This is a genomic window from Planococcus sp. YIM B11945, assembly GCF_050864155.1.
Classification (GTDB): Bacteria; Bacillota; Bacilli; order Bacillales_A; family Planococcaceae; genus Planococcus.
Map to the genome: position 1 here is coordinate 99,592 of NZ_JBOZWR010000005.1, position 22,458 is coordinate 122,049.

Annotated in this window: 27 protein-coding genes and 1 other annotated feature; of the genes, 17 read left to right on the top strand and 10 right to left on the bottom strand. The window is 46.4% G+C overall.

The window, feature by feature from the left end:
- Positions 1-38 precede the first annotated feature (38 nt).
- Positions 39-1,352, bottom strand: a complete 1,314-nt coding sequence (locus ACRRQV_RS11850; protein ID WP_432531050.1) for a cytochrome P450 — start codon at positions 1,350-1,352, stop codon at positions 39-41.
- 167 nt (positions 1,353-1,519) lie between these two features.
- Here ACRRQV_RS11850 and ACRRQV_RS11855 point away from each other — a divergent pair, with 167 nt between their 5' ends.
- The 4 genes from ACRRQV_RS11855 to ACRRQV_RS11870 all read left to right on the top strand — a co-directional run bounded on the left by ACRRQV_RS11855 (position 1,520) and on the right by ACRRQV_RS11870 (position 3,978).
- On the top strand, positions 1,520-2,452 hold the full coding sequence (locus tag ACRRQV_RS11855; protein WP_432531052.1) for a phosphotransferase family protein: 933 nt from the start codon (positions 1,520-1,522) through the stop codon (positions 2,450-2,452).
- A gap of 81 nt (positions 2,453-2,533) precedes the next feature.
- The gene (locus tag ACRRQV_RS11860; RefSeq protein ID WP_432531054.1) at positions 2,534-3,070 is read left to right on the top strand and encodes a TraR/DksA C4-type zinc finger protein; all 537 of its coding nucleotides are present in this window, start codon (positions 2,534-2,536) and stop codon (positions 3,068-3,070) included.
- Between the two features lie 96 nt (positions 3,071-3,166).
- Positions 3,167-3,529 (top strand): DUF4440 domain-containing protein, encoded by a 363-nt coding sequence (locus ACRRQV_RS11865; RefSeq protein WP_432531056.1) that lies wholly within the window; start codon positions 3,167-3,169, stop codon positions 3,527-3,529.
- 50 nt (positions 3,530-3,579) lie between these two features.
- Entirely contained in the window at positions 3,580-3,978 is a 399-nt protein-coding gene (locus tag ACRRQV_RS11870) for a thiol-disulfide oxidoreductase DCC family protein (protein ID WP_432531058.1), read from the top strand.
- Between the two features lie 350 nt (positions 3,979-4,328).
- On the opposite strand, the gene ACRRQV_RS11875 is transcribed toward ACRRQV_RS11870, so the two are convergent.
- On the bottom strand, positions 4,329-5,540 hold the full coding sequence (locus ACRRQV_RS11875) for a DUF3238 domain-containing protein (protein ID WP_432531060.1): 1,212 nt from the start codon (positions 5,538-5,540) through the stop codon (positions 4,329-4,331).
- Positions 5,541-5,723: 183 nt separating this feature from the next.
- Here ACRRQV_RS11875 and ACRRQV_RS11880 point away from each other — a divergent pair, with 183 nt between their 5' ends.
- Positions 5,724-6,587 carry an STAS domain-containing protein gene (locus tag ACRRQV_RS11880; protein ID WP_432531062.1) on the top strand — a complete coding sequence of 288 codons (864 nt, stop codon included), beginning with the start codon at positions 5,724-5,726 and terminating at the stop codon, positions 6,585-6,587.
- A gap of 122 nt (positions 6,588-6,709) precedes the next feature.
- On the opposite strand, the gene ACRRQV_RS11885 is transcribed toward ACRRQV_RS11880, so the two are convergent.
- Complete coding sequence (locus ACRRQV_RS11885; protein ID WP_432531064.1) at positions 6,710-7,207, bottom strand: metallophosphoesterase family protein; 498 nt, start codon at positions 7,205-7,207, stop codon at positions 6,710-6,712.
- Between the two features lie 191 nt (positions 7,208-7,398).
- Between ACRRQV_RS11885 and ACRRQV_RS11890 the strand changes: the two genes are divergently transcribed.
- The gene (locus ACRRQV_RS11890) at positions 7,399-7,842 is read left to right on the top strand and encodes an NUDIX domain-containing protein (protein WP_432531066.1); all 444 of its coding nucleotides are present in this window, start codon (positions 7,399-7,401) and stop codon (positions 7,840-7,842) included.
- Between the two features lie 24 nt (positions 7,843-7,866).
- Positions 7,867-8,409 (top strand): dihydrofolate reductase family protein, encoded by a 543-nt coding sequence (locus ACRRQV_RS11895; RefSeq protein WP_432531068.1) that lies wholly within the window; start codon positions 7,867-7,869, stop codon positions 8,407-8,409.
- Positions 8,410-8,434: 25 nt separating this feature from the next.
- On the opposite strand, the gene ACRRQV_RS11900 is transcribed toward ACRRQV_RS11895, so the two are convergent.
- On the bottom strand, positions 8,435-8,806 hold the full coding sequence (locus ACRRQV_RS11900; RefSeq protein WP_432531070.1) for a PaaI family thioesterase: 372 nt from the start codon (positions 8,804-8,806) through the stop codon (positions 8,435-8,437).
- Positions 8,807-8,977: 171 nt separating this feature from the next.
- Here ACRRQV_RS11900 and ACRRQV_RS11905 point away from each other — a divergent pair, with 171 nt between their 5' ends.
- Complete coding sequence (locus tag ACRRQV_RS11905; protein WP_432531072.1) at positions 8,978-9,409, top strand: hypothetical protein; 432 nt, start codon at positions 8,978-8,980, stop codon at positions 9,407-9,409.
- A gap of 482 nt (positions 9,410-9,891) precedes the next feature.
- Here ACRRQV_RS11905 and ACRRQV_RS11910 read toward each other — a convergent pair whose 3' ends face one another.
- From ACRRQV_RS11910 to ACRRQV_RS11920, 3 genes are read right to left on the bottom strand one after another with little or no spacing between them, the layout of a single operon-like run.
- Complete coding sequence (locus ACRRQV_RS11910; protein WP_432531074.1) at positions 9,892-10,701, bottom strand: carbohydrate ABC transporter permease; 810 nt, start codon at positions 10,699-10,701, stop codon at positions 9,892-9,894.
- Between the two features lie 18 nt (positions 10,702-10,719).
- Positions 10,720-11,595, bottom strand: coding sequence for a carbohydrate ABC transporter permease (locus ACRRQV_RS11915; protein ID WP_432531076.1), 876 nt, complete (start codon positions 11,593-11,595; stop codon positions 10,720-10,722).
- A 4-nt stretch (positions 11,596-11,599) separates the two neighbouring features.
- Positions 11,600-12,859 carry an ABC transporter substrate-binding protein gene (locus tag ACRRQV_RS11920; RefSeq protein WP_432531078.1) on the bottom strand — a complete coding sequence of 420 codons (1,260 nt, stop codon included), beginning with the start codon at positions 12,857-12,859 and terminating at the stop codon, positions 11,600-11,602.
- A gap of 208 nt (positions 12,860-13,067) precedes the next feature.
- Positions 13,068-13,279, top strand: a binding site (T-box leader).
- Between the two features lie 80 nt (positions 13,280-13,359).
- Between ACRRQV_RS11920 and trpE the strand changes: the two genes are divergently transcribed.
- The 3 genes from trpE to ACRRQV_RS11935 all read left to right on the top strand — a co-directional run bounded on the left by trpE (position 13,360) and on the right by ACRRQV_RS11935 (position 15,887).
- On the top strand, positions 13,360-14,700 hold the full coding sequence (gene trpE / locus ACRRQV_RS11925; protein ID WP_432531080.1) for an anthranilate synthase component I: 1,341 nt from the start codon (positions 13,360-13,362) through the stop codon (positions 14,698-14,700).
- Positions 14,697-15,287, top strand: coding sequence for an anthranilate synthase component II (locus tag ACRRQV_RS11930; RefSeq protein WP_432531082.1), 591 nt, complete (start codon positions 14,697-14,699; stop codon positions 15,285-15,287). Before trpE ends, ACRRQV_RS11930 begins: the two co-directional genes overlap by 4 nt.
- 183 nt (positions 15,288-15,470) lie before the next feature.
- Positions 15,471-15,887 (top strand): GNAT family N-acetyltransferase, encoded by a 417-nt coding sequence (locus ACRRQV_RS11935; protein WP_432531084.1) that lies wholly within the window; start codon positions 15,471-15,473, stop codon positions 15,885-15,887.
- A gap of 38 nt (positions 15,888-15,925) precedes the next feature.
- On the opposite strand, the gene ACRRQV_RS11940 is transcribed toward ACRRQV_RS11935, so the two are convergent.
- A complete protein-coding gene (locus ACRRQV_RS11940) occupies positions 15,926-16,303 on the bottom strand; it encodes a nucleotide excision repair endonuclease (RefSeq protein ID WP_432531086.1) in 378 nt (125 codons plus the stop codon).
- 93 nt (positions 16,304-16,396) lie between these two features.
- The gene (locus ACRRQV_RS11945) at positions 16,397-17,044 is read right to left on the bottom strand and encodes an SDR family oxidoreductase (protein WP_432531088.1); all 648 of its coding nucleotides are present in this window, start codon (positions 17,042-17,044) and stop codon (positions 16,397-16,399) included.
- A gap of 191 nt (positions 17,045-17,235) precedes the next feature.
- Here ACRRQV_RS11945 and ACRRQV_RS11950 point away from each other — a divergent pair, with 191 nt between their 5' ends.
- Positions 17,236-17,514, top strand: coding sequence for a DUF6509 family protein (locus ACRRQV_RS11950; protein WP_432531090.1), 279 nt, complete (start codon positions 17,236-17,238; stop codon positions 17,512-17,514).
- Between the two features lie 39 nt (positions 17,515-17,553).
- On the opposite strand, the gene ACRRQV_RS11955 is transcribed toward ACRRQV_RS11950, so the two are convergent.
- Entirely contained in the window at positions 17,554-18,282 is a 729-nt protein-coding gene (locus tag ACRRQV_RS11955) for a SurA N-terminal domain-containing protein (protein ID WP_432531092.1), read from the bottom strand.
- Positions 18,283-18,421: 139 nt separating this feature from the next.
- Between ACRRQV_RS11955 and ACRRQV_RS11960 the strand changes: the two genes are divergently transcribed.
- The 5 genes from ACRRQV_RS11960 to ACRRQV_RS11980 all read left to right on the top strand — a co-directional run bounded on the left by ACRRQV_RS11960 (position 18,422) and on the right by ACRRQV_RS11980 (position 22,455).
- The gene (locus tag ACRRQV_RS11960) at positions 18,422-19,303 is read left to right on the top strand and encodes a DMT family transporter (protein WP_432531094.1); all 882 of its coding nucleotides are present in this window, start codon (positions 18,422-18,424) and stop codon (positions 19,301-19,303) included.
- A 237-nt stretch (positions 19,304-19,540) separates the two neighbouring features.
- The gene (gene hisC, locus ACRRQV_RS11965) at positions 19,541-20,650 is read left to right on the top strand and encodes a histidinol-phosphate transaminase (protein ID WP_432531096.1); all 1,110 of its coding nucleotides are present in this window, start codon (positions 19,541-19,543) and stop codon (positions 20,648-20,650) included.
- A 131-nt stretch (positions 20,651-20,781) separates the two neighbouring features.
- Entirely contained in the window at positions 20,782-21,690 is a 909-nt protein-coding gene (locus ACRRQV_RS11970) for an NAD(P)/FAD-dependent oxidoreductase (RefSeq protein ID WP_432531098.1), read from the top strand.
- 72 nt (positions 21,691-21,762) lie between these two features.
- Positions 21,763-22,062, top strand: a complete 300-nt coding sequence (locus ACRRQV_RS11975; RefSeq protein ID WP_432531099.1) for a hypothetical protein — start codon at positions 21,763-21,765, stop codon at positions 22,060-22,062.
- Between the two features lie 24 nt (positions 22,063-22,086).
- Positions 22,087-22,455 carry a nuclear transport factor 2 family protein gene (locus tag ACRRQV_RS11980; protein ID WP_432531101.1) on the top strand — a complete coding sequence of 123 codons (369 nt, stop codon included), beginning with the start codon at positions 22,087-22,089 and terminating at the stop codon, positions 22,453-22,455.
- Positions 22,456-22,458: the final 3 nt, after the last annotated feature.

The window sequence follows — 22,458 nt, forward strand, 5'->3', positions numbered from 1 at the left end:
GCCTGCTCACGTATGAGCGGGCTGTTTTGATTGTTTGATTAAAACGTCACGGCTGTCGGGGTTTGGTGCTGGCCGATGATGTTTTTCGGCGATTGCTGAAGCTTTTGCACGTTTGTGATGATGAACCGGCTTTTCGGCATCGTCGGCATGCGGCGCATGTCATAGGATAAATCTTGTTCAGGTACTGTATACGTAATATTTTCGGTCAAGTACTTAAAGAACGCTTGCATGACCATAACCGTCATCCATTCCCCGGCGCAGCGGTGGCCGCTATGATGGTCGCCTCCGCCTTGCGGAATAAAGGCAAACGGGCTGCCTTTCCAATCGTTGAAGCGCTCAGGAATAAATTCATCCGCTCTTTTCCAAATATCAGGATGGCGGTTGGTTCCAAAAATGTCGAGCACCACCAGCATGTTCTTTTTGAAATGATAGCCATGCCAGACAAAGTCTCGCTTCACTTTCGCAGCCATTGCAGGAGCAAAGGGGTAAAAGCGGCGCACTTCCTGCGCAAACATGTGGCTGTACTGGTTTTGGTCAGCTTGCAGTTTTGTCCGGGTCTCGGGATACTGGTGGATGGCGAGTGCACCGAAGACAATCAAATAGGCGGTAGCGAGCATCGGGCGGTAGGAATTGTTCAAATCGACTGCTGCTTTATGCAGATCCAAGTATTTGCCGTCCGTTCCTTTGTGATGAGCCACGATATAAGCTGCAGTGTTCGGCGCTGGGTTATATCGCCCGGCCCGAATGTCTTTGATGATGCCTTCCAGCCATTTTTCTTGGCTTTGCCGAGCTTCAGCGCCTTCTTTAAATCGGTGGAGCGAGCCGCCGAACGAATCGACCATAGCCGACAGTTCCTGTGTCCGTTGCTTAACTTCGTTTTCTTTCAACGGCAAACCGGCCCAATGGCACACAGCTCTCGTTAAAATTTCTTCCACTTCATCCAATAAAACCACTTCGTCCATCGTTTCCCATTTGCTGGCTTTCGCATCAAGCTCTTCGATGGCCATCCGCTTGATGTCTTCAAGGCGTTCCGGCGTCATCATTGACAAAAACATCCGCTTTAAATGGTGATGGTCTTCACCATCTCTTCCATGGATGCCGCCTTCACCAAGCAAAGTTTTTTTCAACGGTTTAGGCATAGCGCCTTTGCGTGTAAAGTATTTGTTGTCGTAAAAAACTGCCGCTGCTTGTTCACCGGCGATGCAAACGGCTTTTTGCCCCATCAAGCGAGTTTCAAAAATATCGGAACCAAGCGTTTTTCGTCGGCTTGGCATAAAGTCAAATCCTTCTTTGATTAACGATAGGGTGCTGTCCAATTCTTTTGCTCTAGGAATGGGGTGCTTGACTTTCATCTTTACAACTCCTTTTTTAATGAGGTTCATCGTTCCGTTTTCCAGGCGTGCTGTCTTTAAAACATACCCTGTCAAAAAGAGAGTAAACGCTGAGAGGCGAGCGGTATACTTTGTAGGAGAAAGGGTATGGGAAAGAACAGAAAAGCGAATCGGAAGGAGCCAAAGAGATGGCAACTAGAGAATTCCCTGCATTGTCTCGAAAAGCCGTCGATTGGGTCGTGGCAACTGCTGGCAACGCAGCGGAAGTCAGCCGAATAGAGACTTTATCCGGCGGCACATCCTCGGCTTTATATGAGCTGGATCTTTTTCAAGGGGAAGAAAAGCAAGCGTATATCCTGCGGCTATTCACAGATAAAGAATGGCTGGCAATGGAACCGGACTTGGCGCGGCATGAAGCGGAAAGCTTGCGATACGCCGAACAGCTGGGCATGGCTACCCCTCGTTTGATCGGTTTTGATGAGTTGGGGGAGCACTGTGGCGCACCGGCTGTTTTGATGACGAAACTTGAGGGCGCGGTGGTTTTGGAACCGAAGCAAGAACCGTTGTGGATTGACGGGCTCGCGCAGAATTTGGCAGCTATTCATCAATTCAAAGCGGAAGGATTTCCTTTTGATTATTTTTCTTATAACGAACCGGCAATGGAAAAACCGCTATGGTCAAAAAGGCCAGAAGAATGGATGCGGGCGTTTTACATCATAGCTGGGCCACGTCCGCCAGCGCCAGCTTGTTTTATTCACCGGGATTATCATCCGGCGAATGTATTGTGGACAGGAAATCAAGTAAGCGGCATTGTCGATTGGGTCAATTCTTGCCGCGGACCGGCCGGAATTGATGTGGGTCATTGCCGAGTCAACTTGGCGCAATTGCACGGGGTTTCGGCAGCCGATGACTTTTTAGGCGCTTATTACCAGCATGCTGGCTCGGCATTTTCCTATGACCCGTATTGGGATTTGCTTTCTTTAACCGATATTTTGGAAGGGACTCCTTCCGTTTATGCAGGGTGGCCGGCATTTGGCGTAAAAGGGCTATCGGATGAACTGGTGCAGCACCGGCTGGACACGTATTTGCTGAGCTTGCTTGACCGCTTTGATGAGCAGTGAACGGATCTGCAGGTTCTCGCAGGTTTCATTTCTCCAAAAAAGGAAATATACAAAACAAGCAGTTTTTGAGGAGGAATTAGAATGACTGAAGAACAATTGAAACAACTGAAAGACCAATTGACCGATCAATTGAATTCACTTGAAGAGCGAGTGGAACACCAAGAAGAATTTGATACGACGGAACTTTCCAACTACGATAACCATCCTGGCGACGCCGCGACCGATTTGTTCGACATGGAGCGGGGGCTTGCCATTACCCAGTTTAAAGAAGAAGAAATCGATGATACGAAAGCGGCATTGGCGGCAATTGAAGCCGGTACTTACGGCACTTGCACCGTCTGCGGAAAAGAAATTCCGTATGAGCGCTTAGAAGCGATGCCGACAGCACTGACATGCATCGACCATGCCAACCAGGAGCCGGATTTGACGACCCGCCCGCCGGAAGAAGATGTGTTGCAAGGCTATACCGATCAACCTGTTCAAGACGAGGACAGCCGTTTGAGAGATTACACAGACAGTTTCCAAGACGTGGAAGATTACGGTTCTTCCGATGGCCCGCAAGACCAACCAGGTGACGACAAGGAAATGAAAGACTTCTATGACGATGAAAAAGCATAAAACCTCCAGCTAGGAGGTTTTTTACGTGGCAGGATTTTCTGATGCTGGCAGCGAAATGTTCGGAAGGGCATTTCCCGGGAAATGAGGAGAAGGTTTATGGAGAAATTGGAAAAAGAAATTTATGCTTTGGAATGCGCTCACTTGCAGCCAGATGTCCGGGTATCGCAGCAAAAGCTGAAAGAAGTGCTGGATGACGAATTTTTGGAATTTGGAAGTTCAGGCAGAGTTTGGGTATTAACGGATTACGAGAAAGACCATGCCTTATCGCCAGACCTTTTAGAAATTTCCGAGTTTCGCATGCACGAACTTGGGCCGGAAGCGGTATTAACCACATACCGCATTCACAATAGAACGAGCGGGAAAAAAACCCTCCGCAGTTCGGTTTGGAAAAAGCGCTCCACTGGCTGGAAGCTGTTTTTCCATCAAGGCACAGTTTCGGCAGAAGCCGGGTTTCAATAAAAGAAAAATAGGCTATTTATTGAATAAGAACAACTTGAGGAGGGGATAGAATGGAACATGCCATCGTATTGTTTGACGGAGATTGCAACTTCTGCGATTCAAGCGTGCAGTTTATTATACAGCACGACCCGGCAGGCTATTATCATTTCGCTTCTCTGCAAAGCGATATAGGGATGAAGCTGAGAAAAGAACATCAAATTCCAGATGACGTGGATAGTTTGGTGTTGATCGAGAAGGGCAAAGCGTATGTGAAATCAGAAGGCGCTTTGAGAATTTCGCATCATTTGACCGGTTTATGGAAGTTGGCATTTTACTTGAAATCAGTTCCTAGCTTTGTACGGGACGGAGCCTACGATATTTTTGCGCGAAACCGCTACAAAGTGTTTGGCAAACTGAATAGTTGCATGCTGCCGCCTCCACATATCCGCAAACGATTTTTGGATAAATAAAACCAGTCCGGAACATGAATCTCGTTTCGGGCTTTTTTTTGTGAATTTTTAGGAGCGCAAGGAAAGCGGGGGGTTCCGCAAATAAAGTCCAGTTTTCTGCAAACAAACTAGCGGATTCTGCAAATAAACGACGTTTTTCCACAAATAAAATCCCGCACAACCCATAACGGGCCATGCGGGGGAGTCGCTTTCGCTTTCGCTTTTCTTATTGTCTAGACTTCGGCGATCAGGCTCTCGGGGTCATAAGCCATCCCGGCTGTGCGGCACAAAGAACACCGCTTCGCCGGTTCGTCTTATGCTCGTCGAGCCCTCCAGCTCTTGTCGAGGCTAAACAGCCGCCTGCACTTTTCTTATTCAAAATTCGATATGCGCCAGTACTGGCTTGCGATGGCGTCGGACATCCATGCTAATCCTTTGCTTTCCGCCTCGTGGATTTGTTCCCATTCCGCATCTTGGCTGTTTTTCAAATAAACTTCGTGGTTTGGGGATTGGTCGTGAATCCCGATAATGTCGTAATAGCCATCGCGGTAAAAGTTTGCTGAAATCTCGTAATCGATATTCGGAGAAGTCGTCAGTGGATTCCCGACGCTGTGTCTCAAGGAAATGAGAATCTTGTGGTCATCTTCTTTGATTTTCTCCATCACAATGCCTTCGGCAGAAGCGACATCTGCTTTCCGGAACTTTTTGCGCCAATTGTACGCAATGCTTGTTCCTACGTCTTTGTCGTATTCAAGGACGGCGCCGCTTTCGGATAGTTGAAGCGAGAAGTTGACTTGGGTGCGATACGATTTTCCTTCCGGGTCAAAATCACGTCCATCGCCTGAAAAATAACGATTAGGGGACAATGGATTAGGGCTTGCCAATATGCGTTGAGGCAAAAAAGTGGAATAGCGGAAATACCAGACCGGGTACTCCACATCGTCTTTTGGCGGTTCTTTTTCAGCGAGCAAGCGAGCCCGGCTTCCTACTTTTTTGGTGATCCAAAATTCTTCTTCGGCGGCTTGTTCTTGGGAAGATTTTTGGTTTAGCAACCCGAACACTCGCGCAGCGGCAGACTTTTCCGTTTTGAAGTTTTCCTCTGATTTTTCCAAAGGACGTTTGCCGCGAATCCAATACGTATAAGACTGGTCCATCGCCGCATCGCGGTCGGTAAACTGATTTTTAGAGGTCGTTTCAATCAACTCGCCGTCCCGGTAAATCTCAAAATCGCCAACGCCTTCAATGTCACCCCAGGCCAGAGCAATTTTCGATCGGGAAAGAATAGTGGAGACCGCAATTTGCTGCAGCCGATTGATAAAATCATCTTCATGATTTTCCGTTCCGGTTTGCATCTTGATGCGTTCAACTGTCTTGCCGTCCGTATCCAAATGCTCAATGGTGTACGTATACAACTCGCCCCGCTGAAGATTTTCATCTTTAAAGAAATTGTCGGTTCCTGTATATACGGTTTTGTCATCACGCTTTACCCGGTAAGTGCCGCCGGTTTGCGTCCAGGCAAAATGGATTGTTGTATCCGTTTGTTCCAGCCGTTCAAGTTCCAGGTGGTTCGATAAATTGTCCATCCAAATCACCTCCATAGTGGGATATAATGCTATACCCGCTTCTTAAATCAAGTGAACCCTTTTCTCTTTATTTCTATTTGCCAAGCTGCCTAGTGTGCAATTTGCAAAAAGAAAATACAAATAGTATGTTTAATGGAAATAGCAACCATTTGCATGTGAAAATGCGGCAGGAGGAATTAAAACATGTCTTTGGAAACAAATCAAAACAAACGCAGCTTTCGTAATTTTGATGAAGCGGCTGAAAATATTTTAATGATGATCAGCAAACAAATGAACATCAATACTTTATTTATTGCGAAAAATGACGGAAAACACAATGAAATCGTTAAATCCCGCAATGCCGTTGAAAAGCTGGTTGTTGAAGGGAACATCTTGCCGCTGGAAAAAACGTTTTGCAGTTTGAGTCTGAATTACGGGGAAGAGCCGTTAGTGATTGATGATATTTCAACAAGCCCTTTAGCCGAATCGTTGGAAATCGCTGCCCAGTTTGGAAATGGCTCGTTTATTGGCATTCCTGTTTTTTATGCAGATGGAGAAGTATACGGCACCATTTGCGGATTGGATAAACAGCCTTTTGAGTTTTCAGAAGAGCACCGCTTGATGTTTGAAACCATGTCTTCTCTGTTGACCTATGTATTGGAATTGGAAAAAGCAAAAGTGCAGATTCAGTCGCTGTCGGCACCGCTCGTTCCGGTTACAAAAGGGGTATCCATTTTGCCAATCATTGGCGAAATTACCGTTTCACGGGCTCAGTCCATTATTGACCATGTTCTCACACAATGTGGAGAAAGCGATATGGAGTACTTGATCATTGACGTGTCAGGCGTTCTGCAAATCAACTCTACCGTTGGAGACTACTTGCTGAAGCTGGTAAATATTTTGAAAATCATCGGCATCACGCCAGTTGTTACAGGCATTCAGCCGTTCATGGCATTGAAAGTGCCGCATTTTGCCGCCAGTTTAAAAGACGTCTTAATCGAAGCGAATCTTGAAATGGCGTTAAAAAAACTTGGTTTTGTGTTAATTCAAGAATGCAATAAAAAATAACGGACTGCCTAAAACAGGCGGTCCGTTATTTATACATAGGATATTCCTTGAACAGAAACTTGCGCATTTCTTATTGCCTAGACTCCAGCGCTTGTCGGGGCTACCGGGCGCTTCTGCTTTTCTTATTCTTTATCAAAAAACACGTGTTTGATTTCCCAAGTATCGCCGATTTCGAGAAGGCCAAACGAATATTGGGCTTGCCGCCGCTTGTCCGTCGGAGATCCCGGGTTGAATAACAGGACGCCATCCACTTCACGCATGACCGGTGTGTGCGAATGCCCAAAAACGATAATGTCGACCGTATCGTTTGCGAATGCATCAATCGCGCGCTGTTCCGTCGTTTTCTGAATGCCGTCGCCATGGACCACTCCAATCGTGACATCGCCAAACGTGAAAGTTTTTTTCTTGCCGAACCGATCGAGAACATCCCAAGGATCGACATTTCCTGCAACGCCATCGGTTTCTGCATATGCTGCAAATTCGTAAAAGACGTCCAAGGTTTGCCAATCTCCAGCGTGGATAATGAAATCGGCAGATTGGCACGCTTCAACGAGCGGCTTCGGCAGCTTCTTGGCACGCATTGGAATGTGGGTATCTGAAACAATAACAATTTTTTTCATAAGCTAACCCCCAATTAAAGTTGTTTTTATCAAACTAAACTGAATTTGGCTGCTTGTCAAAACCAAAAGCGATTTTTCTTGTTTAGTATAACAAGTTTTCCCTTTATTACTGCGAATTCTCTTCTTCTGTGATAAAATTGATGGAATAATCAGATTTTTATTACTGGTGAATGGCAAAGGAGAGGGACACGATGCGCTACGTGAAGAACTTGAGGGAAAAAGTTGGAAACGAGCCACTTTTGCTCGTGAAAATATCGATAGTTGTTTTTGATAGACAAGGAAATATTTTATTGAAAAAAGAAGAAGACGGCCATTGGTGTCTGCCTTGCGGGTTTATGGAAGTGGACGAATCCACCGAAGAAGCAGGGCGGCGGAAAGTGAAAGAAGATACCGGAATCGAAGTCGGGGAACTGAGTTTGCTCGGCATTTTTTCCGGAAAAAAATATTTCCAAGAAACGGAAAGCGGCGAACAGTTTTATCCCATTACCATTAATTATCATTCAACAGACATCCGCAGCGTAGAGGACCAGAAAGATTTTCAAACCATTCGCTTTTTCCCGATCGACCGGCTTCCTGCACACATTAGTTTACATACCAAAAAAGTCATTCATCATTACGGTTCTTCGTTTTATTAAATTCAGTGAGAAGGGAGCAGAAGCATGCAGGATCAACGAAAGTTTGTTTGTTACATCGCAATTAGCATGGACGGGTATATTGCAACCAAAGACGACTCGCTCGAATGGCTGTTCAAAGCGGAAGGAGAAGGCGATGCCGGGTATTCGGAATTTATCGATACCATCGATACCGTCTTAATGGGGCGCCGGACTTACGAGTGGGTGATGGATGCGGAAAAAGGGAAGCCCCCTTATCCCGACAAAGAATGCTATGTGTTCTCCTCGACCCTGACTGGCCAAAAAGATCATGTAAAGTTTATTAATCAACCGGTTTTTTCTTTTGCCGAAAAGCTTCAAAAAACGCCGGGAAAAAACATTTGGGTAGTGGGGGGCAGCAAGCTTCTCCATGAATTCTTACAGGGGAAGCTTATTGATGAATTTATTATCTCAATTGCCCCGACTGTAATCGGCAAAGGAATTCCGTTATTTCAAGAACTCGATTTTGAAATCGAATACGAGCTGAAAAGCGTGAAACAATGGGAGCAATTTGCCCAATTGCACTATGTGTTGAAAAAGCAAAGGGATTGAAAAGCGCGAAGCTTTTCGATCCCTTTTAGCTATTAAACAAAACAGCTTTCGCCTTGGCGATTAAATTGTCTTGGTCATCGTGGATCATGCAATCGGCATGCGTCAAACTGCGCCCTTTTTTGACCGCAAATGCCCGAGCTGTTAAAAATTCGGATTTGGCCGCTTTTATAAAAGTCACCGTCAAGTCCACGGTCACCACAGTTTGTTTGCCGTCTGAATCGGGAGCCACCGTATTGCAAAGCGCCACATCGGCAAGCGTTGAAATAATGCCGCCGTGGATAACGCCGATGCTGTTGACGAATAAAGGTTTGATTGGCATGGTCACTTTGACGCTGTTCTCAGTAGTGCGCTCGTACTGCATTTCCAGAAAATCATCAAATGGCTGGCGAATGAACACGGCGTTCCCTCCTTCCTGTTAAGTGGTTCTTTTTGTTAGATTCGCTTCACATTGCAAGGAATCCTTTTTCTGCAAGAAAAAAGGAGGCAATCCAATAATATTCACTTATAATAAATAATGAGAATCGGCAATTGAATTTTTGCTGTACGACAAGAACGGAGCAGGAAAAACATGTACACCTTCTTATTATATGCACATATCATGAGTGCGGCTGTATCCATCGGCCCTTTTTTCGTGCTCGTGCCGCTCGTGAAACGAATGGGAAATGCCGAAGGCGCAGTGCTTCAATCGCATATTGTGACGTTTAAGTCTGCCACAAGGCTCGTCAAGCACGCCGGCCACGTATTGGTCGCGAGCGGCATCTTGCTTATTTGGCAAAGTTCTTGGCAATGGTCGTCTTCCTGGATCGTGTTAACGCTTGCGGTCATGTTCGGTTCGATCTTTTTCCTCGCCCGGGCATTCACGCCGAAATTACGGAAACTTGGCGAACCGAACGCCGATAAACACGGATTAGTGAAAAAATTAAATCGTTCATTGTGGATTTATATTTTCTTATTGCTGCTGATGCTGTGGTTTATGGTAGCTAAGCCGGCATTGTGGTGAAAATAAGATAATAAAAAAGAGGATGCCCGTCTCGTTTAGGAGAGGGCAACCGCTTTTTTACAGACTGTAGACAAATTCCAATATTAAGGGATAGGAAAGAGTAAAACCAACCGTTCCGGCCACTCCGCTTTCCTTGGGCACGGCCTTAGCCGCTTCACTCGCGCTGCTCGCTCCAGGGTCTGCGGCTCGTGCTGGCCCCACAGGAGTCTCCGTGGCCGACCCGGTGGGATATCGCTTTCGATTCAAGGCAACATAGTAATAAAAGAAATCTCACATAACCACAAAGAAGAAGCATATAGCTTCTTCTCATTTCTACACTCGGGATCTGGAGCGCGAGCCCGCGGCAAGTGTCCGGCTGAAGCGCAGGATCCGGAATTTAGCAATTAACCATGTATAATTAGTACACTATCTTGCTAAAAAATATTTTTTCTACAAGCTTAGCGGATGCCCTCTCGTTTACGAGAGGGCATCCGCTTTTTGGTTCAGCCTTTCACTGCGCCTGCGGTCATGCCGGCAACAAAGAAGCGCTGCAAGAAGACATACGCCACGACCATTGGAGCCGAAGCGATAATGACGCCGGTGAAGAGCATTGGGTAGTTGGTCGAATACTGGCCTTGGAACTCGAGCAAAGCGAGCGGCAAGGTTTTATACGCATTATCCGTGATGAATAACAGCGGATAAAGCAAATCATTCCAATGCATAACGAACAAGAAAATTGCCGTCGCCGATAAAGAAGGCAGCGAAAGCGGGATGACAACTTTCGTAAACACTTTCCAGTTGCCTGCACCGTCGATTGTTGCGGCTTCGTACAGTTCTCTCGGCAGCGTCTTCATAAAGCCGGTCAAGATAAAGACAGCGATCGGCAAAGTTGTGGCGATGTTGACGAGAATCAAACCGAGCAAGCTATTGGTCAAGTTCAAATCGAGCATGAGTGCATAAAGCGGAATCATGCTGACTTGTGCCGGGACCATCATGCCAAGCGTAAACAACAGGAACAACAGATTGCCGATCCAATTATTGAGGCGGGTAATCCCAAACGCGATCATAGCAGCAAAAAGCAGCGTAAAGCTTACAGAAAATAACGTAACGACCGAGCTGTTCATAAAATAGCCCGCCATGGTTTGTTCCTGGAAAATGGAAACGTAATTATCGAAGTGAAGCCCGCCTTCTGGAATACCCAGCGGATTGGCGAATGTTTCCTGAAGCGTTTTAACTGACGTCAGCAAAACGACCAGCAAAGGAATTAAGATCAACAATGCATAAACTGCAAGAGCGAACTTTCGGAAAAGCACACTGTTGTCCTCCTTTCGTTAGTAAGATACACGGTCCGATCGCAATGCTTTGAATTGCACGAACGTAATAAGAGCGATGATGGCCATAAAAATAACGGAAATAGCGCTTGCGTAGCCGAACTGGAAGCCGCGGAACGCCACTTCGTAAATATAAGTCGCAATAATTTCCGTTGAATTGTTCGGGCCGCCCCGCGTCATCGCAAAGACCAGATCAAACGCTTTGAACGATTGAATGGTCGTATAGGCGACCACGATGGTAGCAGAAGGCGCTAAGAGCGGCCATGTGACGCTTCGGAACGTTTGCCATTTCGTAGCTCCTTCGATTTTTGCCACTTCGTACAGATCTTGTGGAATGGCTTGAAGGCCGGCCACAAAAATGATCAGCATTTGCCCTGCATGGAACCACACTTGTGTAATGGCCAGCGAGTAAATCGCGATGTTCGCATTGCCAAGCCAGTTTTGCGTTACGAACTCCAGCCCTGCCAGCTCAAGCAGCTGGTTCAAGATGCCGAGTGATGGGTCGTAGATAAATGACCAGATAAACGCCACCGAAACGGATGATAAAATGGTCGGAAAAAAGTAAAGCGCCCGCAAAAAGACTGTCGTCTTCGTGTTTTTTAAGACAATCAGCGCGAAGGCCAATGCCACAATTGTTTGCAGAATGACCACAACCAGCATGAATTTCAAGTTGTTGCCGATGGTTTTGCGGAAAATGGAATCTCCCGTGAACGCTTTTTCGTAATTGTCCAAACCGACAAACTGATAAGCGGGACTGAAGCCGTCCCAGTTTGTGAAAGAGTAGAACAAAGCGCTGACGGTTGGATAAAGAAAGAAAATGCTGTACAGGATCAATCCTGGGATGAAAAACAAATAGATGGATTTTGAGATTTTCATGACATCATTCCTTGTTTTCGTCTACAATTTTCTGGGCCGCTTCAGCTGCCGCCATTGGATCTTCCCCGCCTAATACACTTTCAATCGAACTCAGCACCGCATCTTCAATTTGGGCATTGGTAATCAAAAAGCGCGGCTGAAATCTGGTGGTTCTTTCGTCAATCCAATAAGCCGTATTTTTCAACACTTCTGATTCATACGTGACGTCATTGACGGTCAAGTGCTGGCCGGTTTCGTTGGCATACTGCGATGCGATTTCCGGCTGGCTAAGAAAGTCGATAAATTTCTTCGCTTGGTCTTTTTTCTCCGATTTGCTGTTGACCGCAAGCATGAACGTCGCGGTGTTGATGCCTTCATATTTTGCTTCGCTTTCTTCAACGGTGATCGGAGCCAGCAAGTCCAATTGCAAGTCTGGATTCAAGCCTAGAAGAGAAGCCATATGGTAAGAACCGGTCGCAAGCATCGCTGCTTCTTCGCTCGCTACCATTTGCATGGCCGCATCTTGATTGGTGCCGAGCGCGTCATCCTGGATATAGCCTTTTTGCTCAAGCAATTGGAAATCCTCTAAAGTTTTGACCCACCATTCATTGGTCAGGGATTCCTCGCCGTTTATCAGTTTTGCAAAAACCTCTTCATCGAGGGCGTTGTTCATCATCATGCTGTTCATGAATTGGTTTGGCCCGATATCGGCTCCCGGGAAAGCGATGGGCGTGATGCCGTTGTCCAGAAGCGTGTCGCATAATTCCTGGAATTCCGTCCAGCTTTTCGGCACTTCAAGGCCAAGTTCCTCAAACATGCCTTTGTTGTAAATCGGCATATTAAATACCAGCTGGTAAGGAAGCGCCAGCTGCTTGCCATCTTTTTGTCCGACGCTGATTAAATTTTCATCAAAGTTTGAAACAAATTCTTCACCGCTTAAATCTTCAAAAACACCAGCAGTTTGCAGCGCTTCAAATTGGGCGCCAGGGAATGAAGTAAAGACATCTCCTGTAGAACCCTCTTGCAGCATCCGCTGAGCGGTCGCTTGGTATTGATCGGATGGGTAAATGCTCATTTCGACTGTAATGTCGGGGTTTTCATTTTCAAATTTAGAAATGATGTCATCGAGTACGGCCTTATCTTCTCCGCGCCAGTGCATGAAGTTGATTTGTGTCTTATCTCCGCTTTCTCCGCCCTCGCTGCTGTTGCTTTCACCGGCACAGCCTGCCAGAATCAAGAGCAGCGCCAAGAGTGCCATCACTGCAGAAGAATACGTTCGTTTCATTTCTCTTCCTCCTTTTTGGGTGAAAAGTCTGTTCCTTTATAGGATACATTATAACCGTAAATAAACACAAAATTATCGAAAAAGTGAAATAAATGTTTGACAATAGCGATAATTTTGAATAAGATAAATGCAACCTTTTAGCACGGATGAAATGGCAGAAGGCGTCGAGAGCGGCGCCGCCAAAATCCAGTTGAGCTGAGCATAGTTGAGCAAATCGTCGAATAAGAAGAGTAGCGCATCCAAGCCTCTCAAAGAGAGCCAGTGGCGGGTGGAAACTGGCGGGGAAGATGCGTGAATGGGCTTATGAGAGGTTCCGTGAACGTTTAGTAGCGGAATCCGTTTTCCCCGCGTTACTGGGGACCCAGTGGAAGCTATGTCAGCTTTAACATGAGGTGGTACCGCGGTCAATCCGTCCTCTGCAAGGAATTATTATTCCCTGCAGAGGACTTTTTTTGCCGGGGTGCGTTACGGATTTTTTAAATAAGAGGAGCTGAGCAGAGATGAAAATGAGAAAGATTGACGGAGATTCCTTAACCCCAATTGCCGTGTTTAACCGCTTAAGCGGGCCGCGGAAATGTTTGTTGGAAAGCTCGCTGAAAACAACGGCATCCGGCCGCTATTCGTTTATCGGGGCCGATCCATCAAAAAGTTTTATCGGCATTGGAAGCAAATTGACTGAAGTGAATTTTAGGACAGGCAAGACAACCGAATATGCTGGAAAGCCTTTGGAATTAATAAAAACCCGCATGCCTGTTTACGAAGCAAACGCAGAAGGGTTGCCATTTACGGGCGGCGCCATTGGTTATATTGGCTATGACGCCATCCAACTGTACGAACCTGTAGATGCACCAAGAACTAACAGTTTAGAAATGCCCGATTTGCATTTGCATGTTTACGAGACATTAATCATTTTCGATCATCTGAAACACGATATTACGATCGTTTCATTTGAAGACCGGCTAGATGAAATTGAACGACAGCTGGCGATAGCAGAAAAGACAGCAACTGCAAAAAAACAGGAGCCTCTGCGTTTTCGCTCAAAAACCGATGCGGCCAAATTTCGTGCTCAAGTCGACCAAGCAAAACAACATATCCGGCAAGGGGACGTATTTCAAGTGGTGCTGTCCCAGCGGTTAAGCGCGTCTTATAAAGGCGAGGCTTTCGCCTTGTACCGGAAACTGCGCAAACAAAATCCATCGCCTTACCAATTTTTCATCGAGTTCGACGACTATGCAATTGTCGGGGCATCACCGGAAAGTCTGCTGACGATACGCGAGGGGAAGATGGTGACCAATCCAATTGCCGGCACCCGCAAGCGTGGTGCTACTCCAATAGAAGATGAAGCACTCGCAAAAGAGTTGGCGCAGGATGAGAAAGAGCGGGCCGAACACCAAATGCTAGTCGACTTGAGCCGCAATGACGTGGGCCGCGTCGCTGAAATCGGCACAGTCGCCATCCCGAAATTCATGGTCATTGAAAAATACCAGCACGTCATGCATTTGGTTTCAGAAGTGACCGGCCGGTTGAATAAAACCATGCATCCGCTTGATGCGCTAGTGTCCTGCCTGCCCGCTGGCACCGTTTCGGGAGCGCCAAAAGTCCGGGCGATGCAATTGATTCAGCAGTTTGAAGAAGACCGCCGCGGCGTTTATGGAGGGGCAATCGGCTATCTTGGCTTTAATGGCAACCTGGACATGGCGCTAGCCATTCGGACATTTGTATTAAAAGACAGGCAAGTTCACGTGCAAGCAGGGGCCGGCATTGTGTTCGACTCAGATCCGCAGGCGGAATATGAAGAAACGCTTCACAAAGCACGTTCATTAACGGAGGTGTTCGGATGATTTTGTTGATCGATCATTATGATTCGTTTACGTATAACATTTACCAAGCCGTCGCCGAAATGGAAGTGGATGTGGAAGTGGTGCGTTATGGCAGCTTAACAATAGAAGAAATTCTGGCTAAACAGCCGGAAGCCATTATTTTATCGCCCGGGCCAGGGCATCCGAAAGCGTTGCCGGAATCCATCCAGCTCATCCAACGCGTTTGTGCGTCCATCCCGATTCTTGGGATTTGTTTGGGCCATCAATTGTTGGGAGAGGCATTTGGTGCAGAAGTCGTACAGGCACCGGTCATTCGCCACGGCAAAACGTCACCCGTCGCTCACCAGAGCCGAGGGATGTTCTCTTATATGCCGCAGCCACTGCCGGTCATGCGCTATCACTCACTCGTGCTGGAACCTAACACGTTGCCTGATTGCTTAGAAGTGCATGCGACGGCTATGGATGACCAGACGATCATGGCGGTCAAACACCGGGATTACCCCGTTTACGGCTTGCAATTCCATCCGGAGTCGATTGGGACGCCGGACGGCCCGAAACTTTTGCAGTGGTTCGTTTCAGCAGTAAGACGAGAAAAAGCAATGAAATAGCTTTCCTTCCTGTGAACACCTTTCATTTCTTAGCTGACAATGAATAAAGAAAAGGCTCAGCTGACTTCGGCTGAGCCTTTGGCTTTTCCGCTTTTTATAAAGGTGAAAATGCAGTAGATCCTGTTCCCAAAGAAAAATTGGCATGAGAAAATAAGGAAATCTACAAGAAAAGGGGAGAGGGACATGTACATAACGAAACAGGGAAACCATGAAGACCGAGACTTTATCTTCTCAAAAGTGGTAGAGCACAATAGGAAGAGCTTATCGGCTGCTCCTGCATCGCCGAACGAAAAGGTTAGTTTTATCGCGCGTGATGAGGATGAAGGGATTATCGGGGGCATTACCGGCACCTGTTATTGGCAGCATATGCATATCGATTTTCTGTGGGTCGACGAAGCGCAGCGAGGACAGGGCATCGCGGAACAATTGATGGGGCAGATGGAAGAGTATGCCCGAAGCCTCAAATGCCGTTTGATGATCGTGGAAACGTTCAGTTTTCAAGCTCCAGGATTTTACCGGAAGCAAGGGTTTACAGAAGCCGGAAAAATCGAAGACCATCCGGCAGGGCATAGTTTCTACTATTTTCAAAAACGCTTGTAAAACTAAAAAAAAACGGCCGCCCGTAGGCAGCCGTTTTTTTAGTCCTGATAAAAGACTTTATCAATATTGTATTTCGCTTTTCCTGTGTTGATTAAATACGTTTCATAAATATCACGTTCCATTGGATCCTCAACGATCGAGACAGAAATGCGATACACTTCTTCGCGATGGTTTTTAAGTGGCGATACGGAATCTTCCAAATGTTTTTTCACGCGCTGGCGCAGTTTCCGGGCTTTCCCAACAAGCAGAAGTTCGCCGCTGTGGTTGAAAAACTGAATGATGCCGCCTTTATCGCGGGGAATTTCATGCAAATCGATAAACCCGTAGATCGGCTTTATGACTGCTTCGTCGCCAGTGATTTCTTGTTTGCGCTGTGTAATTGTCACATCTGGTTTTGGTGGTTGAATACTAATCATGGTTATCACGTCCTCTATTATCGTATTGATTATCGTACCATAAAAAAGTGCGGAAATCCATGTGCTCTTACAACTTGCTGTAGCAATCGCCGATTAGAGAGCACGCAATTCCTCTTCTATCGTGTTATCGCCTTGAAGCACTTCAAATATCTTGTTGTACGTATTCGGCTGATCGAGCGATTGGACAAGCAAATCGGCAACATCTGCGCGCGGGATGGACCGGTCTCCGATAGAAGAAAAGCCATTGGCCGCGATTTCAATTTTGCCGCCTTTGTCTTCGTTCGTTAAGGCGCCTGGGCGAACAATTGTGTAATCAAGTCCAGTTGTCAGCAAGATTTCATCCGCTGCCCGTTTGGCCACCAAATACGGTTTCATTTCCTCGCCGCCGGCATCCGGATTGTCCGAACCCATGGAACTCAATTGGACAAAACGTTTGATGCCTTTTTCTTCCGCATATCTCGCCGCTTTGACCGATCCCCATAAATCGATCGTCAAGGTTTTATCTGCGCCGGTCGATCCTCCGGAACCTGCCGCAAAAATAACGGCGTCGACATCGTCAAAAGCGCTGCTGAAATCTTTTTCAAGATCTCCAAGGACAACTTTCGAAGCGCCCAATTCCTGCAAATGCTCGATTTGTTCTTCTTTGCGAACCATGGCTACCGCATCGTGTTCTGATGCAGCTAATGCCGCCACAATCTTCCGGCCGACTTGGCCATTTGCGCCAATTACCAACACGTTCATATATATCCACTCCTTTGTTTTTTTTTCGACTTTCCTTTAATTCCCTCTCTGTTTCCCATCAAACATAAGCTCTTGATTGAGCAGTTTAAAGAAGAGTTTTGCGGAATGGTGGCAAGTGAAACAAAGAGTTGCTCTATATCGCTACCCAAAAAAACGGAGACAGGCTAAAATAGAAGGGTGGAGGTGGAACAATGGATATTACAGGTTATGAATTTCATGAATTGAGAGACCCGACAGGCATTATAGTCGGCAAGCGGTATGAGTTTTTGCTGGACGTTGATGTAGAAGAAGACGATGAGCTGTTTACAGCTGGCGGACTCGAATTGCGCGTCATTTTGGCAGATGAAGAAACCGGGGCCCGCATCGTCCATTACAATTTTATGGACAAACTATCACGCGGCGTTTTGGAATTCGGCCTTGAAGACGACGAAGAAGCAGAAGTTTTGGCTTTTTGCAAAGAGCAACTGTAACGAAAAAACTCCCAACTAATATGAGTTGGGAGTTTTTCATTAGATTTTAACATCAATTTCTGCTGTTTTCTTTAATTCTTCGATGCGGTTGAACACAGCTTCCTGTGTTTTCTGCTGCTCAAGCGATTGGCGGATTGAAGGCTCCATTTCTTCAAAAGCAGGGGCCTTTTCTTCCGATTGTTCCGTAAAGCCATCATAGGCTTTTTGAACTTCTTCGTCTGTAACTTTGCCTGCTTCCACTTCTTCGGCTACATAGTTTTCGTATACCAATTGTTCACGAAGCTGAAGTTCCATGTCTTCCAGCGTATAACCGCTTGCTTTTAAAGCTTCATTCATTTTATCTTCGTTTTCAAATTGGCCTTTCAGCTCTTCCAGGCGTTCTTCCAACACGGCTTCATCCGCTTTATAGCCTTTGTCTTCGGCGTCTTGAATCAGAAGTTTGTTGCCGACTAAGACCGTAATCGTTTGTGATTTTACTTGTTCCGCAAGGTCGGGATTCTCGCCTTGGGCGGCCAGGGAAGTTTCTAATTGGCGTGCGACGCTATTGTAGACGCTGCCTGTGATTTCTTCGCCATTGACCACAACCACGACTTCTTCTTCCTCTGGCAAATCTAGAACGCTAGCAGGTGCTTCGGTGCTCTTTTCTGCCGATTGTTCCGTTTCTGCAGCCTTTTCTTCTTTTGGCGCAGCTTCTTCTTTATCTGAGCATGCCCCAAGAACCAATAGCAAGGCAAATGGAGCCAAAATGAATTTTAGTTTCTTAATCATGTAAAATCTCCTCTGTGATTTGTCTCGTTAAAGTAAAACACATTTGGAATGGGGATACAAACAATTAGCCGTACCCCATCAAATCGAGACAGTTGGGTATAATGAACATAATGCAAATGAATGGAAAGAAGGAACAGGTATGGAAAAGTTGTTTACCAGAGCGATGGGGCTGCTGTTGTTTTTGGTGTTTATTTGGGGATTTAGCTGGTCCATTTACAAGGTGGCGCTGGATTACACACCGCCGATCTTATTTGCCGGATTCCGTTCGTTTTTTGGGGGCTTGATGCTGGCGCTGGTCCTTGTCCCTTCTTGGAAAAGGATTAAGTGGCGCGAAAACTGGAAAGCTTATTGCATTTCCGCTTTGTTGAACGCGGTTCTTTTTTATGGACTGCAAACAATCGGCCTTGAATATTTGCCGGGCGGCTTGTTTTCGGTTCTCATTTATCTGCAGCCGGTGTTGATCGGTTTGTTCGCTTGGCTGTGGCTTGGGGAAACGATGACCGTTTTGAAAGTGTCAGGATTGGTTGTAGGGTTTCTCGGCATTCTGGTCATCAGTGCGAATAGTTTAAGCGGCACGCTATCGATCACGGGAATCGTTTTAGCCATTTTAGCTGCGCTCAGCTGGGCGCTCGGTGTTGTCTACGTAAAGAAAGTCAGTGGACAAGTCGACTCCATGTGGATGGTCGCCTTGCAATTTATCATTGGCGGGCTGGTGTTGTCTGCTGCCGGAAGCACAGTGGAAAACGTTTCAGATATTGTATGGAACTTTCCATATGTGGCTGGTCTCATCTACGGCGCTACGCTCGGCATTCCCGTTGCTTTTGTTATTTATTTTCACTTGATCAATAAAGGCGAAGCGAGCAAAGTAGCAGCTTTCACTTTTCTTGTGCCGTTGATCGCTGTGCTTACAGGAACGGTCTTTATGAACGAGCCGGTGACGTATACTTTGGCCATCGGGCTTGTATTGATCGTCCTTAGCATCTACTTGGTAAATCGCAAGCCCCGCAGCTTAAACAGGTAATAGCTGCTCGAAACAAATCCGCATCGTTTGTTTGATTTCAAAAAGAGGGCTGTTATAATTATCTGTGAAAACAAATAATTATTCACCTATATAAATTGAATAAAAAATCTAATTTTTGTACATCGCTTCGCCTAGCCCGCGGAAAGCGGAGCTGTTTTGCGGAATATCAGAACTCTGGAAACTAAGTTCAACTTATATGGTTTTGCTTGATAAATTGAGTGTTTTGGAGGAATCGTTATGGCAGAGACAAACAACATTAAACCGCGCAAGATGTTAGACATTATTGAACCTTATTCGCCGGGTAAGCCGATTTGGGAGGTCCAAAAAGAGTTGGGGCTCGACCGCGTCATTAAATTGGCGTCCAATGAAAATCCGCTTGGCCCTTCGCCAAAAGCAATTGAAGCCATTAAAAATGGGCTGGCTGAACTCAACCGTTACCCGGATGCGGATGCGGCTGTATTAAAAGGGGCCATTGCAGCGGAATATGGCGTCTCGCCCCGCCAAGTCATTCCGACAAACGGGGCAGATGAACTTATTACGTTGATTTCCGAAGCCTTTTTGGAAGAAGGGGACGAAGTCGTCGTGCCTTCGCCATCGTTTAGCGAATACGATTTTGGGGCTCATATTATGGGTGCAAAAGTCGTGCCGGTTCCTTTCGTTGGAGATTTTCAGTTTGATGTAGATGCCATGATTGCGGCAGTAACCGAAAAAACGAAAATCATCTATATATGTACCCCAAACAATCCGACGGGCACGTATATGGCAAAAGCTGATATTGAAAAATTAATCAATGCGGTAAAAGGTGTGCTCGTGGTTTTTGATGCAGCATACAGCCACTTTGCAGACGCAGCCGATTACACAAACGGCATCGAATTCATCCAAGCGGGCTATCCCGTTTTAACGCTTCAAACATTCTCGAAAATTTACGGCATTGCCGGCGTACGCGTCGGATACGGAATTGCACCGGAATTTATTATCAACTCGATTTTGAAAGTAAAAGAACCGTTCAACGTGAACACGCTGGCTCAAATTGCTGCAACAGCGGCGATTACGGATACCGATCATGTGCTGGCTTCCCAAACAGTCAACAAAGCAGGGCGGGAGCAGCTGTACAAAGTCTTTGGTGAACTAGGATTGGCTTATACAGAAAGTATGGCGAATTTTGTCTTGGTCCATGTAGGTACGGAAGGCGAGACTTTATACAAAGAATTGATGGCAAAAGGCGTTATTGTCCGCTACGGAAAAACGTGGGGACTGCCGGAACACATCCGTGTCACAGTTGGCACGCCGGAAGAAAATGCGCTTTTCAGTGAAGTGTTGACAGGGCTTTTAGCCAAACAAGCATAAAGAATGCTGCTCCTTCGGGGGCGGCTTTTTTATTGGGAAATTAACGAAGAAACGAGCCGCAAATCGTTTAGCTGCTAGGCGGAGCGGGAAGATTTGAAGTAACTGATTTTAAAAAGGATGGATGAGATGAGATGATATACGATTGCGCAATTATCGGAGGTGGGCCTGCGGGCCTGAATGCCGCTTTGGTTTTAGGAAGATCAAGAAGAAAGACCGTACTTTTTGACGACAACAATGGACGCAACCTAGTAGTGCGGGAATCTCATGGCTTTATTACGCAGGATGGCGTCGAGCCGGAAGAACTAAAGCGCTTGGCACGCCAAGATATTGCGAAATACGATTGCGTGGAACTGAAGAAACAGCGAATCGTAAACATCGAACGATTGAGCGAAACGCATTACCAGCTGACAACCGCTTCTGGTGAAACCTATCACAGCACCAAAATTATTTTAGCAGCCGGTGTGAAAGAGGAACTGCCAAATATTCCAGACATCGAAAAATTTTACGGAACGAGTTTGTTCAGCTGCCCTTATTGCGATGGCTGGGAATTGCAAAACCAGCCGCTTGCGGTGATTGCCGATAAAATGGTTTACGAACTGGCTAAGAAAGTTTACAACTGGAGCAATGATTTGGCAGTTTTCACGAATGGTATGGGAAGGCTTGAAGAAGAAGACAAAGCCAACCTCCTTGAGAAAGGCATTAAGGTATATGAAGACATTATTAGCGGGTTGGAAGGGGAAAACGGGCAATTGCGGAGCGTCAGGTTAGAAGACGGCACGCTGATTGACCGAGTGGGCGGATTTACCACACCGACTTGGAGCCATTCCACGCCTTTTGCTGATGAACTGGGCTGTGAACAAAACAGCTACGGCGGCATTCTAACCGATGAATATGGCCGGACCAATGTGTGGAACGTGTATGCGGCAGGAGATGCTTCGTTGATCGTTCCTTCTCAGCTGATCATCGCAGCAGGGGAAGGCAGTGCTGCCGCTATTGGCGTCAACGGCGATTTAAGCAATGAAGCATTTAAAAAGGGATAAGCAGCCAGAGGTTGAGGAACATGGCCAAATGCGGTAAACTTTCTGAAAACGAAACGATGGGGGCAATCCGAAATGGCCAATTCCACTGTGTTGTCAACGCTGACGTATATTGATACCGAACGCTCTATTGAAGCGGGTGAAATGAAAATCGTCCAAACCGAGCACAATCTCCATTTATACGAAGATGCACTGACAGCATCCACCACAGAGTTTAATTTGGCGAACGTATGGGATATGTCCTATCGGTCTTTTTCAGATGAAGCGAATTTATTGTATTTGCATACCCATAGCGGCGTAGTGGCTTACAAAGTCTATGCGGATCCGGGCCATTTTGTTACGGTCTTTAAAAAGTTGAAAAACGTGAATTACTGAAAGAAGATGAAGGGGGAGCTTCTGATGGATAACGTAATTCAAACAGCTGATGTCTGGGTGGACCGAGTAAATGCCAGAGACGTAAAAGGGGTACTGCAAGTATCTGATCATAACATTGAAATGAGGGGCCCGGGCGGAGGCGGATTTGGCCATGACTTGCTTGCGCAGTGGATGGAAAGAGCCGGCGTAACGTTAACAACGATAACCCGGTATGCAAACGATCATTGCGTTCTTTACGAACAAGAAGGCGTTTGGGAAAACGAAGACGGCCATGTGATCGTCTACACGTTTATGGAAATCAAAGGCGGCAAAGTAACGCGGCTCGAACGATTCGACAATATCGATGATGCCTTCAGCACAAGCGGCTTGAGCGAAAAAGATAAAATGGAATGAAAA